The sequence below is a fragment of the Enterobacter sp. KBR-315C3_2022 genome, assembly GCF_041399425.1.
GTDB lineage: Bacteria > Pseudomonadota > Gammaproteobacteria > Enterobacterales > Enterobacteriaceae > Enterobacter.
Window position 1 is genome coordinate 71,758 of sequence record NZ_JBGKEB010000003.1, and the last position, 16,241, is coordinate 87,998.

The 16,241-nt window shown below is 55.6% G+C and carries 15 protein-coding genes; 6 read left to right on the forward strand and 9 right to left on the reverse strand.

What is annotated here, in order from left to right; all coding sequences use genetic code 11:
• Positions 1-121 precede the first annotated feature (121 nt).
• Positions 122-631 (forward strand): SOS-induced cell division inhibitor SulA, encoded by a 510-nt coding sequence (gene sulA / locus AB8804_RS04870; protein WP_371184094.1) that lies wholly within the window; start codon positions 122-124, stop codon positions 629-631.
• A 355-nt stretch (positions 632-986) separates the two neighbouring features.
• Entirely contained in the window at positions 987-2,042 is a 1,056-nt protein-coding gene (gene ompA, locus AB8804_RS04875) for a porin OmpA (protein WP_371184095.1), read from the forward strand.
• A 62-nt stretch (positions 2,043-2,104) separates the two neighbouring features.
• On the opposite strand, the gene matP is transcribed toward ompA, so the two are convergent.
• Positions 2,105-2,557 (reverse strand): macrodomain Ter protein MatP, encoded by a 453-nt coding sequence (gene matP / locus AB8804_RS04880; protein WP_112009241.1) that lies wholly within the window; start codon positions 2,555-2,557, stop codon positions 2,105-2,107.
• 185 nt (positions 2,558-2,742) lie between these two features.
• On the opposite strand from matP, the gene AB8804_RS04885 reads away from it, so the two are divergent.
• Positions 2,743-4,503, forward strand: coding sequence for an AAA family ATPase (locus AB8804_RS04885; RefSeq protein WP_371183650.1), 1,761 nt, complete (start codon positions 2,743-2,745; stop codon positions 4,501-4,503).
• Between the two features lie 68 nt (positions 4,504-4,571).
• Complete coding sequence (fabA, locus tag AB8804_RS04890; RefSeq protein ID WP_006174537.1) at positions 4,572-5,090, forward strand: 3-hydroxyacyl-[acyl-carrier-protein] dehydratase FabA; 519 nt, start codon at positions 4,572-4,574, stop codon at positions 5,088-5,090.
• A 71-nt stretch (positions 5,091-5,161) separates the two neighbouring features.
• Here the strand turns inward: fabA and rmf are convergent, their stop codons facing one another.
• The 6 genes from rmf to rlmKL form a co-directional block, all read right to left on the reverse strand.
• Positions 5,162-5,329 carry a ribosome modulation factor gene (gene rmf, locus AB8804_RS04895; RefSeq protein WP_010429337.1) on the reverse strand — a complete coding sequence of 56 codons (168 nt, stop codon included), beginning with the start codon at positions 5,327-5,329 and terminating at the stop codon, positions 5,162-5,164.
• A 254-nt stretch (positions 5,330-5,583) separates the two neighbouring features.
• Entirely contained in the window at positions 5,584-6,150 is a 567-nt protein-coding gene (gene pqiC / locus AB8804_RS04900) for a membrane integrity-associated transporter subunit PqiC (RefSeq protein ID WP_371183654.1), read from the reverse strand.
• A complete protein-coding gene (gene pqiB / locus AB8804_RS04905) occupies positions 6,147-7,787 on the reverse strand; it encodes an intermembrane transport protein PqiB (protein WP_371183656.1) in 1,641 nt (546 codons plus the stop codon). Before pqiB ends, pqiC begins: the two co-directional genes overlap by 4 nt.
• Positions 7,788-7,791: 4 nt before the next feature.
• Positions 7,792-9,045, reverse strand: a complete 1,254-nt coding sequence (gene pqiA, locus AB8804_RS04910) for a membrane integrity-associated transporter subunit PqiA (protein WP_371183658.1) — start codon at positions 9,043-9,045, stop codon at positions 7,792-7,794.
• Between the two features lie 13 nt (positions 9,046-9,058).
• Entirely contained in the window at positions 9,059-10,966 is a 1,908-nt protein-coding gene (locus tag AB8804_RS04915) for an ABC transporter ATP-binding protein (protein ID WP_371183660.1), read from the reverse strand.
• Positions 10,967-10,978: 12 nt separating this feature from the next.
• Positions 10,979-13,087 (reverse strand): bifunctional 23S rRNA (guanine(2069)-N(7))-methyltransferase RlmK/23S rRNA (guanine(2445)-N(2))-methyltransferase RlmL, encoded by a 2,109-nt coding sequence (rlmKL, locus tag AB8804_RS04920; RefSeq protein ID WP_371183662.1) that lies wholly within the window; start codon positions 13,085-13,087, stop codon positions 10,979-10,981.
• A gap of 97 nt (positions 13,088-13,184) precedes the next feature.
• Here rlmKL and AB8804_RS04925 point away from each other — a divergent pair, with 97 nt between their 5' ends.
• Entirely contained in the window at positions 13,185-14,294 is a 1,110-nt protein-coding gene (locus AB8804_RS04925; RefSeq protein WP_371183664.1) for a YcbX family protein, read from the forward strand.
• Here the strand turns inward: AB8804_RS04925 and zapC are convergent.
• Positions 14,291-14,833, reverse strand: coding sequence for a cell division protein ZapC (zapC, locus tag AB8804_RS04930; protein ID WP_371183666.1), 543 nt, complete (start codon positions 14,831-14,833; stop codon positions 14,291-14,293). The genes AB8804_RS04925 and zapC overlap by 4 nt on opposite strands.
• Before the next feature lie 166 nt (positions 14,834-14,999).
• Positions 15,000-16,010 carry a quinone-dependent dihydroorotate dehydrogenase gene (pyrD, locus tag AB8804_RS04935; protein ID WP_371183668.1) on the reverse strand — a complete coding sequence of 337 codons (1,011 nt, stop codon included), beginning with the start codon at positions 16,008-16,010 and terminating at the stop codon, positions 15,000-15,002.
• On the opposite strand from pyrD, the gene AB8804_RS04940 reads away from it, so the two are divergent.
• On the forward strand, positions 16,009-16,230 hold the full coding sequence (locus tag AB8804_RS04940; protein ID WP_371183670.1) for a hypothetical protein: 222 nt from the start codon (positions 16,009-16,011) through the stop codon (positions 16,228-16,230). The genes pyrD and AB8804_RS04940 overlap by 2 nt on opposite strands.
• Positions 16,231-16,241 lie beyond the last annotated feature (11 nt).

Below are 16,241 nucleotides of genomic sequence, written 5' to 3' on the forward strand. Positions count from 1 at the left end.
ATTTTTAAAAGGAGGACGATAATGAGCGAAATTTGCGAGACGCTTTCCGAAATTGAAGTTGATCTTTAGGCATACAGGGGTTACTGTATATCCATACAGTAACTACAGGGCTGGAATGAATATGTACACTTCAGGCTATGCAAATCACGTCACATCTCCCTCTTCTTCCGCTGGCAACGTCACGCAGAAATCCGTCGGGCGCGTTTCGACAGGATTAATCAGTGAAGTGGTTTATCGTGAAGACCAGCCCTTGTTAACCCAGCTCTTACTCTTGCCGCTGTTACAGCAGCTTGGTCAGCAGTCGCGCTGGCAGCTCTGGCTCACGCCACAGCAAAAGCTGAGCCGGGAATGGGTTCAGTCGGCAGGCCTGCCGCTGACGAAGGTGATGCAGATAAATCAGCTCTCCCCATGCGATACCGTTGAATCGATGGTTCGCGCACTGCGCACCGGGAATTACAGCGTGGTAATAGGCTGGTTACCTGATGAGCTGACGGAAGAAGAACATTTTCGATTAACTGAAGCGGCCGAAGAAGGGGATGCCATCGGGTTTATTATGCGTCCCGTTCACCCGGATTCTTATCGCAAAGGACAACGTTCCGGGTTAAAAATTCACTCGAATCTCTATCATTGAGCAAAATTAAGATTTTTCCTGGAATTTTTTTTGACTCCACGATGTGGAAATAGTTCAAAAAGAAAAAACGACGGCAAGGCTTGTCTGGAGCGGTTCTCGTTAATTTTACTGGTTAAAATTCGTTCAAAAAATGTTAAATATTAGGTATACAGAAAAAAATTTTTCATATGCCTGACGGAGTTCACACTTGTAAGTTTTCAGCTACGTTGTAGACTTTACATCGCCAGGGGTGCTCGGCCTAAGCCGAAGATATCGGTAGACTTATATTTGACCACGCCCCCCGGTGAAGGATTTAACCGTGATTTCTCTATTGAGTTTTTCATGGCAAATTTTGGATGATAACGAGGCGCAAAAAATGAAAAAGACAGCTATCGCGATTGCAGTGGCACTGGCTGGCTTCGCTACCGTAGCGCAGGCCGCTCCGAAAGATAATACCTGGTACGCAGGTGGTAAACTGGGCTGGTCTCAGTTCCATGACACAGGCTGGTACAACAGCAGCCTGAACAACGACGGCCCAACCCACGAAAGTCAGCTGGGTGCAGGTGCGTTCGGTGGCTATCAGGTTAACCCGTATGTTGGCTTTGAAATGGGTTACGACTGGTTAGGTCGTATGCCATACAAAGGCGACACTCAGAATGGCGCTTTCAAAGCTCAAGGCGTTCAGCTGACCGCTAAACTGGGTTACCCAGTAACTGACGATCTGGACGTGTACACCCGTCTGGGCGGCATGGTATGGCGTGCAGACTCCAGCAACAGCGTATCTGGTGACAACCACGATACCGGTGTTTCCCCAGTATTCGCTGGTGGCGTTGAGTGGGCAATGACCCGTGACATCGCTACCCGTCTGGAATACCAGTGGGTTAACAACATCGGCGACGGCAACACCGTTGGTGTTCGTCCAGACAACGGCATGCTGAGCGTAGGTGTTTCCTACCGTTTCGGTCAGCAGGAAGATGCTGCACCAATCGTAGCTCCAGCTCCGGCTCCAGCTCCAGAAGTACAGACCAAACACTTCACTCTGAAGTCTGACGTTCTGTTCAACTTCAACAAAGCGACCCTGAAACCAGAAGGTCAGCAGGCACTGGATCAGCTGTACTCCCAGCTGAGCAACCTGGATCCTAAAGACGGCAACGTTGTGGTTCTGGGCTTCACAGACCGTATCGGTTCTGACGCTTACAACCAGAAACTGTCTGAGAAACGTGCTCAGTCCGTTGTTGATTACCTGATCTCTAAAGGTATCCCAGCTAACAAGATCTCCCCACGCGGTATGGGCGAATCTAACCCAGTTACTGGCAACACCTGTGACAACGTGAAAGCTCGCGCTGCACTGATCGACTGCCTGGCTCCAGATCGTCGCGTTGAGATCGAAGTTAAAGGCGTTAAAGACGTTGTAACTCAGCCAGCGGCATAAGTTATCGTCTTAAAAAAAACCCCGCACTGCGGGGTTTTTTATTGCCTGTAGAAAGCTAAAAATTACTTTTTACCCAGCAAGGCCTGAAGATCGTTTTTCAAGGTAGACATCTGACTGGCGTACTTCTCTTTATGTTCCGCATCTTCAATCAGCTGTACCACCGTTTCCGATAGCGTCTTTCCGCGCCGTTGCGCGAGCCCGGCCAGTCGTTGCCAGACCATAAACTCCAGGTCGATGGATTTTTTACGGGTGTGCTGATGCTCGGCGTTAAAATGCCGCTTACGACGCGCGCGGATAGTTTGCTTCATCCGGTTCAACAGCGCGGGATTGATATGTTTCGCGATCCAGCTATTGACCTGTACCGGTTCATTTTCGAGGGTCAGCAAAATATCCACGGCTTCTTGCGCAGCACTGGCTTCGATATAGCAGGTAATCAGCTCTCCCTCGCGGTGCTTTTTGACCAGATATTTCCATTTCCAGCCGCTTTCGAGGTTTTCCAGTTGTTGATATTTCATTGCGTTCTCAGTGTTACCACGTAACTCTGTTCAGAATATCAGTTTTTTAGCAATCTGCTGAAAAGAAATCATAGGCTGTGAAGCATTCAAGGATATTCCCGCTGCGAAAAACCAATCCTGCTTGGGAAGAGACCTCCGCTTACGGTATACTCCACGTTTTTACATCTGACTAAAAAACATCAACTTTGACCATTACGAAACTTGCATGGCGCGATCTGGTTCCCGATACCGAAAGCTATCAGGCGCTTTTTACGCAGCCAGAACTCGCAGAAGAAAACGAATTTATACTTAGCGACACCCAACCGCGTTTGCATTATGCGCTGGAGCAGATGTTAAGCCCCTGGGCCACATCTCCTTTCATGCTGCTCAAGGCCCCGGAAGAAGCCGAGTATTTGACGCTTCTGGGCGATGCCGTGCGCCAGCTAAAGCCGGAGGCGGAAACCGTCTTCGGTGGTCAATATCATATTGCGGGACGCAGCGTCACGTTTGAACCGGCTCAGCAGGCGGACGAACGTTTTGCGGTCAAGGGTGAGGTCATCTCCGCGAACTGGGCTGAAGCCGAGCAGCTCTTTGGGTGCCTGCGCCAGTTCAACGGCGAGCTATCGCTGCAGCCGGGCCTGGTGCACCGTGCAAACGGCGGGGTGTTAATTATCGCCCTGCGCACCCTTCTCGCTCAGCCGCTGCTGTGGATGCGCCTGAAAACGATTGTAAGCCAGCAGCGCTTTGACTGGGTAGGATACGATGAGTCGCGCCCTCTCCCGGTCTCCGTTCCGTCTATGCCGCTCTCTCTGACCGTGGTGCTCACGGGGGATCGCGAGTCGCTGGCCGATTTCCAGGAGATGGAACCTGAGCTGGCCGAGCAGGCGGTATATAGCGAATATGAAGACAATATTCAGATCGCCGACGCCGATGATATGGCGCAGTGGCGCCAATGGGTTCTGAACATTGCGGCGCGTTTCGCGCTCCCTACTCCGTCGGCAGACGCGTGGCAGGGCCTGATTCGTGAAGCCGTTCGCTATACCGGCGATCAGGAGACGCTTCCACTCTGCCCGCTCTGGATTAGCAGACAGCTCCGCGAAGTGGGCGTTATCAGCGGCCAGGGCGCGTTCACGGGCGAACAGTACGCCCAAATGCTTGCCCAGCGTGAATGGCGAGAGGGTTATCTCGCCGACCGAATGCAGGACGAAATTCTGCTTGAGCAGATCCTCGTTGAAACGGAAGGCGAACGCATCGGGCAGATTAACGCCCTTTCGGTGATTGAGTTTCCGGGCCATCCCCGCGCCTTCGGTGAGCCTTCGCGCATCAGCTGCGTCGTTCACGTAGGCGACGGCGAATTTACCGATATTGAGCGCAAAGCCGAGCTGGGTGGGAACATTCACGCCAAAGGCATGATGATCATGCAGGCGTTTTTGATGTCTGAGCTTCAGCTTGAGCAGCAAATCCCCTTCTCGGCGTCGCTGACCTTTGAACAGTCGTATAGCGAAGTCGATGGCGATAGCGCCTCAATGGCCGAACTGTGCGCGTTGATAAGCGCCCTCGCTGAAGTCCCGATTAATCAGAACATCGCTATCACCGGTTCCGTCGATCAGTTCGGTCGTGCCCAGCCGGTGGGCGGTCTGAACGAGAAAATTGAAGGATTTTTCGCCATCTGCCAGCAGCGCGGCTTAAACGGCAAGCAGGGCGTGATTATCCCTGCGCCTAATGCGCGGCATTTAAGCCTGAGCCAGGCGGTTCTGGACGCGGTAGAACAGCAGCAATTTTCGCTCTGGTCCATCGAAGGAATTGAGGATGCGCTACCCTTACTGACAAACCTGGTCTGGGATGGAGAAGGTCAAACGACGCTGCTGCAAACCATTCAGGAACGCATTGCGCAGGCGACACAACCGGATGCCCGACACCGTTATCCATGGCCGTTACGCTGGCTCGGCTGGTTCAGTCCGAACTGATCGGACTTGTTCAGCGTACACGTGTTAGCTATCCTGCGTCCTTCACTAAAATAAGGCTTACTGAGAACATGGTAGATAAACGCGAATCCTATACAAAAGAAGATCTTCTTGCCTCTGGTCGCGGTGAACTGTTTGGCGCGAACGGCCCGCAGTTACCGGCTCCGAGCATGCTGATGATGGACCGTGTCGTGAAAATGACCGAAACCGGCGGCAACTTCGATAAGGGCTACGTAGAAGCGGAACTCGATATCAACCCGGACCTGTGGTTCTTCGGTTGCCACTTTATTGGCGATCCGGTAATGCCTGGCTGCCTGGGCCTTGACGCCATGTGGCAGCTGGTTGGATTTTATCTGGGCTGGCTCGGCGGCGAAGGCAAAGGCCGCGCGCTGGGCGTCGGTGAAGTGAAATTCACGGGCCAGGTTCTGCCTACCGCGAAAAAAGTGACCTACCGTATTCACTTCAAGCGTATCGTTAACCGTCGTCTGATCATGGGCCTGGCCGATGGTGAAGTGCTGGTTGACGGCCGCCTGATTTACTCAGCAAGCGATCTGAAAGTAGGTCTGTTCCAGGATACCTCAGCGTTCTGATTCAGGCGCTACTCACGTCCAGAAAGGCGAAACCTCCGCAATGCGGAGGTTTCTTTTTTAAAGAGACGCTATCAAGCAAGCACTGCCCTGTCTCCGATGGCTTCTCGCCAGCCCCCTAACCATTGTGACCTTTGATTCAAGGTCTGATAGGGACACATTTCTTTAGAACGTCCGGCGATGCCAGCCTGATAACCACGTTGATGAGCCCTTTCCAGGCGATCTCGTTTCTGTCTCTTCATGCCTCGTTTCCCTCATTCTTTTGTCTGGTGGAAAGAAAACAGTGATTGCAAAGTGTGCAACCACAGATAACGAATACCCTGGATAGGCGGCAGCGTCAACGCTCAAAATTCATACGGGTGTCATATTTGTGAGCTATGCGGAAGTTCATTTGTACAAAAAATGTGAAGCAGCACAAGTAACGCTCTGAAGCCAAACCGAAAAAAAAGCCGCTATCAGTCAGATTCCGATAGCGGCTTTTGTCGATGAATTTTACTTATGGCAACCGGGAAATCTCTCTGGCGATGCTGGCCGATTCCAGTGCCCAGCCCTGGGCCAGAACCTTAACCATCTCATCATAACCGTCCTGCTGCTGCTTCAGCTCAAGATGGAAAGGGCGCTTAATAAGCTGTCCCTGATGATTCAGTAGCCATTCACCGCTCACCACGACCGCCCCGTCATAGCGGCCGTGGAATCCGGTCACCGTTACGTTCAGCGTGTCCTGATCGCTGCCGAGAGGCTGCGAGGCCACAACCCAGCCCGGAAGCTGGCTGCTGAGGTTAGCCACCAGCGTATTCCGCAGCTGCTGATCCAGCGGGCTGGCCCACAGATTGTTATTGGCAATCACGTATTTCACATCGCTGGTTTGATATACCACGCCGTTTCCGGCGAGGTAATCCGGCACGGAGACCTGCTCAACCCACAGCAGCCGGCTCCCCTGCGCCGCGCTGCTCTGCGCCCCGACCTGCGCGGACATTGGCAGCTGATAGTAGCTCTTCGTCTCACTTCCTGAGCTACAGGCCGTCAGGACCAGTGCTCCCGCCATTGCTAGCCATTTTTTCATTGTTTCGCCCTCTTCGGCTCAGGATCCTTTTTATCTTTTGCTTCGAACACCAGCGCGTTGCTCTTCTCGTTGAGCGTTTTCAGCACCGGCTGTAGCTCGCGAAGTACCTGATCGAGGCGCTGCATATCCGCCACCATCTTGTTGTACGCCGCGGAGCCCGGCTGGAAGCCCTGCATGCTGCGGTTAAGCTCGCGCAGCGTTTTCTGCATATCCTGCGGCAGCTGCTGCATGGACTGGCTGGAGGTAACCTTGTTGATGTTATCCAGCGTGGTTTGCAGACGACGCATCGTGGCCTGGCTCTCGCTCAGGGAGCTGGTCGCGGCTTCAATCATCGGATTCAGCGGCAGATTGTTAATCTTATCCAGCGTCTCCATCAGCCGCTGCTGGATCTGCGCCAGGCCGCTGCTGACCGTTGGAATAATGGTATAGCCGCCGAAGTCACGCATGCCGGTAATCGGCGGTGCTTTCGGATAGAAATCCATATCCACGTACAGCGCGCCGGTCACGAGGTTGCCGGTTTTGAGCGATCCGCGCAGGCCGCGGTTCAGCAGGTCCTTGATGTGCGCGCCAATATCCTGATTGGCGCCAATCTGATTGACCAGCCGCTCGGGCTCGATGCGAATTAGCACCGGAATGCGATAATCATCGTCCAGCACCTGCTTAAGACCCGGCACAAAGAACGGCACCTGTCCGACCGTACCCAGACGAATGCCGCGGAACTCTACCGGCGCGCCCGGCTGGAGGCCACGAACGGAATCCTTAAAGAACATCAGGTAGTCGATATGATCGGTGTACAGCGCATCCTGAATGCTTTTCTGATCGTCAAAGAGCCTGAACGCCGTTTTCTCCGCGACCGGCTGGCCCAGGTCGATCCCTTCCGGCACGTCGAAGCTCACCCCGCCGCCGAACAGCGTGGTCAGGGAGCCCATTTCCACGCGCATACCCGCAGAGGTCAGATCGACCGCGATCCCGCTGTCTTTCCAGAAGCGAACGTTGCTGGTGACCAGACGATCGTTTGGCGCGTTAATAAATAGCTGGTAGCTGATGGCGCGTTTCTGCGGATCGAACGTGCTGGTTTCAACCGAACCGACGCGATACCCCCTGAACAGCACGGGATCGCCTGGCGAAAGCTGGCCCGCCTTCTTGCTGTCGAGGATCACGCGAATGCCTTTAGCGTCAGGTGGCGCAAGCGGCGGCGCGTCCAGCAGCTGATAGTCGGCTGGCTGGGCACCTTTGCTGCCCGGCTGCAGCTCAATATAAGCCCCGGAAAGCAGCGTGCCTAAGCCGCTGATCCCTTCCCGCCCGACCTGCGGTTTCACCACCCAGAAGACGGAATCGCCGTGCAGCAGCTTTTCCATGCCCGAGTGCAGGCGAGCCTTAATCTCAACGTGCGTTAAGTCATCGGTCAGGGTTGCGCTTTCCACCACGCCCACATCGACGCTGCGGCTTTTGATGGTGGTCTTGCCCCCCTCAATACCTTCTGCGTTGGTGGTGATCAGCGTCACTTCCGGCCCCTGATGGCTGTAGTGATAAAACAGGATCCAGGCGCCGATCAAGGCGGTCACGATGGGGAAAATCCACACCGGCGACCAGTTTTTGACCTTCTGCACTTTCGCCTCTCCACTCTTATTTTCCATGCTCTTACTCTTCCTCATGGCTTGACTCTGGCTCACGATCCCACGATAGACGAGGGTCGAAGGTCATGGCCGCAAACATGGTCATAATGACGACCAACGCAAACATTAAAGCACCCATTGCGGGATAAATACTCATCAGCCCCCCCATGCGCACCAGCGCAGAGAGAACGGCAATGACAAACACGTCAATCATCGACCAGCGTCCGACGAACTCGACCACCTCATAGATAAGGTGCATGCGCTCGCTGTCGCGCTTGCCGTAGCCTTTGGCGTCCCAGCACAGCCAGGCAATCGCAATCATCTTTAAGGTTGGCACCATGATGCTGGCAATGAAAATCACGCCAGCAACGGGATACGATCCTTCGCCCCACAGCAAAATGACCCCGGCCAGGATCGTTGAGGGCATCTTGTCGCCCAGCAGATCGGTGATCATGATGGGCAGAATATTGGCGGGCAAATAGAGCATGATGGAGGTCACCAGCAGCGCCATGGTCCATTGCAGACTGTTTTTGCGCCGCACGTGGCCTTTTGTCTCACAGCGCGGGCACACCTCGGTATCCGCAGGCAGTATCGCCGTACAGCACGAGCAGGAGCGTAGCCCCTGCCGTATGCCCGTCACGCCCACTTTTACCGCCTGAGGAAGATGCGGCGCGGGGGCGATGTCATCCCAGGCCCAGCGCCTGTCAACGCACTGAAACGCGCGAAGCTGCAATACGCAGTACAAACACCACGGAATGAAGCTGCTGCCGATGCCCACGTCGCCGTAGGCCATCAGCTTGACGAAGCTGACCAGAATCCCGGCCAGGAAAATCTCAGCCATTCCCCAGCTTTTGAGCAGGAACAGGAACCGCGCAAGCCTGATTTTAAGGTAAGCAGGCATTCTCACCTGGTTGACGAGCAGCAGAATGACGATCAGGCAAAACGCGGGAACGATCTGGACAAAAAGGAGGAAAAACGTGCCGAGGCTGGCGTAATCTTCCGAGAACATCACGCCCGGAATTTCGAGCAGCTTAACCTGGCTGGTCATCCCTCCCACCTTCATATAGATGAAGGGGAAGAGATTGGAGAGCACCAGCATGAACAGGGCAACGATAGCATAGGCGGTGGGACGCTGCCTCGGCGCATCCCACTCGGTGGTTAGCGTTGCGCCGCAGCGCGGGCACAGCGCCTTATGTCCGTGACCAAGCTCTGGCAACGCCACGAGCATATCGCATTGCGAGCATAATATATGCCTGTCGGCATGGTGCTGGTCACACATATGTTATCCCTGTTTATGCGCCATTCTTCAGAGACTCAAGGTACTCCCAGCGCTCAAAAGCTTCTTCCAGGGCTTTTTCAGCCGCGGACAGTTCAGCCAATACGTTTTGAGTATAGTCGTGCGGCTGCGTAAAGAATGAGGCATCCGCGACCTGACCCTGCAGCGCTTCAAGCGCGGCCTCGAGCTCTTCCAGACGCTGCGGCAGCCCTTCCAGCTCGCGCTGGAGGTTATAGCTCATTTTAACCGATGATTTTTTAACAGTTTCTGCTTTTGTAACAGCAGGTTCTGGTGCAGTTTTGGATTTCGCCTGTTTTTGCGCCAGATGCTGCGTCTGCTGGCCGCGCGCGTCGTGAAAACCGCCAACGTAGCGGCCAATGCGCCCTGCGCCTTCGAAGATCCAGCATTCGGTCACGGTGTTATCCACAAACTGACGATCGTGGCTCACCAGCATCACGGTGCCCTGGTAGCCGTCAATTAGCTCTTCGAGCAGCTCCAGCGTTTCGACATCCAAATCGTTGGTCGGTTCATCGAGGATCAGCAGATTGCTTGGCTTCAGGAACAGGCGCGCCAGCAGGAGGCGGTTTCGCTCCCCGCCCGACAGCGCGCGCACCGGCGTCATCGCCCGCTTTGGATGGAACAGGAAGTCCTGCAGATAGCCCAGAACGTGACGCGGCTTGCCGTTAACCATCACCTCCTGCTTGCCTTCGGCCAGGTTGTCCATCACCGTTCTGTCCGGATCCAGCTCCGCGCGGTGCTGGTCGAAGTAAGCCACCTCCAGCTTGGTGCCGCAGTGGATGCGGCCGCTGTCGGCCTGCAGCTGGCCGAGCATCAGCTTGAGCAGCGTGGTTTTGCCGCAGCCGTTCGGGCCAATCAGCGCAATCTTATCCCCGCGCTGCACCTGCGCAGAGAAATCATTCACCAGCACTTTGCCATCAACCTGATAGTTGACGTTTTCCATCTCAAAGACGATTTTGCCGGAGCGGGACGCCTCTTCAACCTGCATTTTGGCGCTGCCCATCACTTCGCGGCGCTCGCTGCGCTCGCGACGCATCGCCTTCAGGGCGCGAACGCGGCCCTCGTTGCGGGTACGGCGCGCCTTGATGCCCTGGCGGATCCATACCTCTTCCTGCGCCAGCTTGCGGTCGAACTCGGCGTTTTGCAGCTCTTCCACGCGCAGGTTTTCTTCTTTCTCCAGCAGATAGGTGTCGTAATCGCCCGGATAGGTCACCAGCTTGCCGCGATCGAGATCGACAATGCGGGTCGCCATATTGCGGATAAACGAACGGTCGTGGGAGATAAAGATGATGGTGCCGCTAAAGGTTTTCAGGAACCCTTCCAGCCAGTCGATAGCTTCGATGTCCAGGTGGTTCGTTGGCTCGTCCAGCAGCAGCACCTTCGGCCCGCTGACCAGCGCGCGGCCCAGCGCCGCTTTACGCAGCCAGCCGCCGGAGAGCGCCGACAGCTCCATATCCGCTTCCAGGCCAAGCTGATCCAGCACCTCGGTGATACGGCTTTCCAGCTGCCACAGGCCGTGGTGGTCCAGCAGCTCCTGCAGGCGCGCCATCTCGTTCAGGTTTTTGTCGCTCGGATCGGTCATCACCAGGTGCGAAATTTCGTGGTAGCGCTTCAGGTATTCGGCCTGCTCGGAGATCCCTTCAGCCACAAAATCGTAAACGCTTCCCGTCACGTTACGCGGCGGGTCCTGCTGCAGGCGGGAGACGATCAAATCCTGTTCGTAGACAATGCGGCCGTCGTCCAGCCCCTGCTCGCGGTTGAGGATTTTCATCAGCGTGGATTTGCCCGCGCCGTTACGGCCAACCAGACAAACGCGCTCGTTATCTTCGATGTGCAGCTCTGCGTTATCGAGAAGCGGCGAGTCGCTGAAGGAGAGCCACGCGCCGTGCATACTAATTAAAGACATTTATTTTTCCTTTCAGACCGCGGAGATTAGCCAGCAGTTGTGGATTTGACGGTTACGGGCGAAGTCCTGAGACAGCGTTTTTTGGCTGATTTCTTGTGCTTTCAGCCCCAGGGCCGCCAGGCCGTCGTGATCCATGCGGAATCCGCGTTTGTTGTTCGAGAACATAATCGTGCCGCCCTTGCGCAGTAGGCGCTTCAGGTCGGTCATCAGGCGCAGGTGATCGCGTTGAACGTCAAAGCAATCCTCCATGCGCTTGGAGTTGGAGAACGTCGGCGGATCGATGAAGATCAGGTCGAACTGTTCGTCGGTATCCCGCAGCCAGCCCAGCACGTCCGCCTGCATCAGGCGATGCTGACGTCCGGTTAGACCGTTCAGACGCAGGTTCCGTTCCGCCCACTCCAGATAGGTGCGGGACATATCCACCGTGGTGGTGGTGCGCGCGCCGCCCAGGCCCGCGTGAACGCTGGCGCTGCCGGTATAGGAGAACAGGTTCAGGAAGTCTTTGCCCTTGCTCATCTGGCCCAGCATGCGGCGGGCAATGCGGTGGTCGAGGAACAGGCCGGTATCAAGGTAGTCGGTCAGGTTGACCCACAGGCGCGCGTTGTATTCACCCACTTCGATGAAATCGCCCTTCTCGCCCATCTTCTGGTACTGATTTTTCCCTTTCTGGCGCTCGCGGGTTTTCAGCACCAGCCTGTTAGGCGCAATGCCGAGCACGCCGATGGTCGCGGCGATCACGTCCAGCATGCGCTGGCGGGCCTTTTGTGCATCAACCGTTTTCGGCGGCGCGTACTCCTGCACCACCACCCAGTCGCCGTAGCGGTCAACCGCAACGTTATATTCCGGCAGGTCGGCGTCGTACAGGCGATAGCATTCAATGCCTTCCTGCTTCGCCCACTTTTCAAATTTCTTGAGATTTTTGCGCAGGCGGTTGGCGTAGTCTTCCGCCACGCCGGACGGCTTGCTGTCCGCCGCTTTCTCGGCCAGATGATAGTTTTTCTGCACGCAGTCCAGCGGGCCGTTTTTCGCCTTAAACTGGCGATCGGCGCGCAGCTGGAGGCAGCTCAGCAGCTCCGGCGACGCGCTGAACAGGGAGAGGTTCCAGCCGCCGAAGTGGTCCTTCATATTGCGGCCCAGCAGGCTGTGCAGCGCAATCAGCGCCGGCTCGCTGTCGAGACGCTCGCCGTACGGCGGGTTGCTGACCACGGTGCCGTACGGGCCTTTCGGCAGCGGATTGGTTAAATTCGCGACGTCTTTCACCTCGAAGGCGATCAGCTCGCCGATACCGGCGCGGCGGGCGTTGCTGCGGGCGCGTTCGATCACGCGCGGGTCGCTGTCGGAGCCGTAGAAACGGGAGGTGTATTCTGCCAGGCCTTTGCGCGCGCGGGTTTGCGCTTCGGCTTTCACCTCCTGCCAGATCGCCTCGTCGTGCTGCGCCCAGCCGCTAAAGCCCCAGTGGCCGCGGTGCAGCCCCGGCGCGCGGTCGGTCGCCAGCATGGCCGCTTCAATCAGCAGCGTACCGGAACCGCACATCGGGTCCAGCAGCGGCGTGCCCGGCTGCCAGCCGGAGCGCATCACGATGGCTGCGGCCAGAGGTTCTTTAATCGGCGCGATGCCCGTGTGGTCGCGATAGCCGCGCAGGTGCAGGCCGTGGCCGCTCAGATCCAGGGAGATGCTGGCGGTATCGCCGTTCAGCCAGACGTTGATGCGCAGATCGGGATTTTCGCGGTCAACGTTCGGGCGCTCTTTATTTTTACGCGTGAAGCAGTCAACGATGGCGTCCTTGACGCGCAGCGCGCCGTACTGGCTGTTGCGGATCTCATCGTTTACGCCGTTGAAGTGCACGGCAAAGGTGCCGCCCGGCGTGAAGATCTCTGTCCAGTCGATCATCTGTACGCCGGTGTAGAGGTCAAGATCGCTGTAGACCTTGCACTCCTTCATCGGCAGCATGATGCGCGACGCCAGGCGGCTCCACATCAGGCTCTGGTAAATAAGCCGCGTGTCGCCCTCAAAATGGACACCACCCTGAACCACCTGGCAGGCTTGCGCGCCCAGGGCTTCCAGTTCAGTTTTTAACAGCTCTTCCAGCCCACGGGCCGTACTGGCAAACAGAGAATTCATATCGTCACTTTAACTCGAAGAAAATTGTCGCGCATTATAGCTAATATGGCGTGTATGTCATAAAGTTGAAGGCTTATTTTCATTTGAGGGCTGCGCAGTGGCGACGTTATCCAGGCTTTTTATCCATCCGGTGAAATCTATGCGCGGTATTGGCGTCTCTCACGCGCTTGCCGATATGAGCGGATTTGCCTTCGATCGCATCTTTATGATCGCCGAGCCTGACGGCACGTTTATCACTGCAAGACAGTTCCCGCAAATGGTCCGCTTTACCCCTTCGCCACTGCATGACGGCCTGCACCTGACCGCGCCGGACGGCTCCAGCGCCGTCGTGCGCTTTAGCGATTTTGCGCCCGTGGATGCGCCAACGGAAGTGTGGGGCAATCATTTTACCGCGCGCATCGCCCCGGACGACGTCAACCGCTGGCTGAGCGGCTTTTTTGCCCGCGACGTTCAGCTGCGCTGGGTCGGCCCCGAGCTAACGCGCCGCGTTAAGCGCCATGATGCCGTCCCGCTTTCGTTTGCCGACGGTTTCCCCTTCCTGCTCACCAGCGAAGCGTCCCTGCGCGATCTGCAAAACCGCTGCAAGGCCAGCGTAAAGATGGAGCAGTTCCGGCCTAACCTGGTGGTGACGGGCGCGGACGCCTGGGATGAGGACACCTGGAAGGTCATTCGCATCGGCAGCGTGATTTTTGACGTGGTGAAGCCGTGCAGCCGCTGCATTTTCACCACCGTGAGCCCGGAGAAAGGCCAAAAGCACCCTTCCGGCGAGCCGCTAAAAACCCTGCAGTCCTTCCGCACCGCGCAGGATAACGGCGACGTAGATTTCGGCCAGAACCTCATCCCCCGCTCAAGCGGCGTGATCCGCGTGGGTGATGAGGTCGAGATCCTCGCCCGCGGCCCAGCCAGAGCGTACGGATCCGGCCAGGAAGAGGAGTTCGTCGATCTCGAAACGGCGCCAGCGTCGAGCGTGGATATTCACTGGGAAGGCAAAGTCATCAAGGGAAACAACCAGCAGGTGTTGCTTGAGCAGCTTGAACAAGCGGGAATACGCGTTCCCTATTCCTGCCGCGCGGGGATTTGCGGATGCTGTCGCATCAAACTGATTGAAGGTGAAGTTACCGGGCTGAAAAAATCGGCGATTGGCGAAGACGGTACGATCCTGTGCTGCAGCTGTGTTCCCGTTACGTCGGTACAGCTGGAAGCTTAAACCGCTTGCTCGAGGCTGAATGCATCAACGCGAAGCTGAGGCTTCAGCCTGTCGTTCATCACTTTAATCGCATCGCCAAGCTGCATCATGCGCCCGGCTATCGTCACGCCGGGTTGGGCCAGCAGGCAAAGCGCCGCGTTTTCACCAGGCTCTACCACCAGCAGGTTCACCTCTTCCGCGGTATCGCTTAAGTTCACGCTCGCCGCATCGCCTGTTGTCGGTGACCAGTTCAGGCCATGAGCAAGGAAGTGCCAGCTTTTCGGCATCTGAGGTTTCAGGAAACGGATGGCGACCAGGGCGTTTAACACCAGCTCGGCGCGCTGCTCTTTTGAAAGCACAAGGTCGCGGCATTTCTCTTCAAAGGAGAAATAAAGTGCGGCATCTTCAACGCAGAATCCCGATGGAGAGAAGGCGTCGGGGGTCAACATACGGCGAGCAAAACGAGAACGAAACAGCATGCCATTAGCTAAATCGAGCATCATTCGATCGTGCTCGTCGCAAAAATACCAGCGCCAGTTATCGTCAGGTTTAATACGCATGTTTCTCTCCCGTCCCGGAAACGTCCTGTTCTAAAATTGTCCCGATTGCCGCTTCGTTTATTGCCACATTAATAAAAGACTATAATGTTTAAATAAGCAACAGTGACGGAATATAAAACAACCAGGGCCGGAAATAAAGCCCTGGTTGTCTGATTAGGACAAAAGATCAGATATGCGTAACGATTTCTTTAATCAGCGGTGGGCCTTTAAAAATAAAGCCGGAATAAATTTGAACCAGCGATGCGCCCGCCGCCATCTTCTCGCGCGCGGCGATAACGGAGTCGATGCCGCCCACGCCGATAATCGGGAGACGACCGTTTAATTCAACCGACAGGGCACGAATAATTTCGGTACTTTTTAATTGCACCGGACGACCGCTTAACCCCCCCGCTTCGTTACAGTGTTTCATTCCCTGGACGAGAAAGCGATCGAGCGTCGTATTGGTGGCAATTACGCCATCAATATTATGGCGAACTAAACTGTCGGCCACCTGGATCAATTCTTCGACGGAAAGATCCGGAGCGATCTTTACCGCCACCGGAACATATTTATGGTGGATCGCCTGAAGTTCATTTTGCTTATTTTTAATACCGCTCAGAAGATCGTCCAGCGCTTCGCCATATTGCAATGAGCGCAGGCCTGGGGTATTCGGTGATGAAATGTTTATCGCAATATAACCGGCGTAGGCATAGACTTTTTCCATACAAATCAGATAGTCATCTTTACCCTGCTCGACTGGCGTGTCTTTATTTTTGCCAATATTGATGCCTAAAACGCCATCGTAATGGGATTTTTTCACGTTCTCGACCAGGCGATCGACGCCGAGATTATTGAAGCCCATGCGGTTGATCAGCCCTTCGGCCTCGACCAGCCGGAACAGGCGCGGCTTGTCGTTGCCTGGCTGCGGGCGCGGCGTCACCGTACCGATTTCGATAGCGCCAAACCCCATCGCGCCCAGCGCATCAATACATTCACCGTTCTTATCAAGGCCAGCCGCCAGGCCGAGTGGATTCTTAAACGTCAGCCCCATGCATTGAACCGGTTTCTCCGGCACGTTTTGGCGCACCAGCGCCGCCAGCGGCGTTCCGGTAATGCGGCGTAACTGCTGAAACGTTAATTCATGGGCGCGCTCTGGATCGAGCTGGAATAGGGCTTTACGAACGAAGGGGTAGTACATGAACTCTCCTGGATTCCCGGTGTGCAAACCGGGAGGGGATTATCAGCGATCCGGCGCGGAAAGGGAATTGACCTGCGGCAAAAAAAGCGGGTTAAAACGCAATCGTTTACCTGTCAGCACATTTCTTATGCAGTTTATGGCTTTTATTTTGCGGATAAATCATTTAGCGCAGAACGCCCGCGATGTCACACTCCTTAAAATTGTTATCAATGTTAGATAAAAGCAAACAAT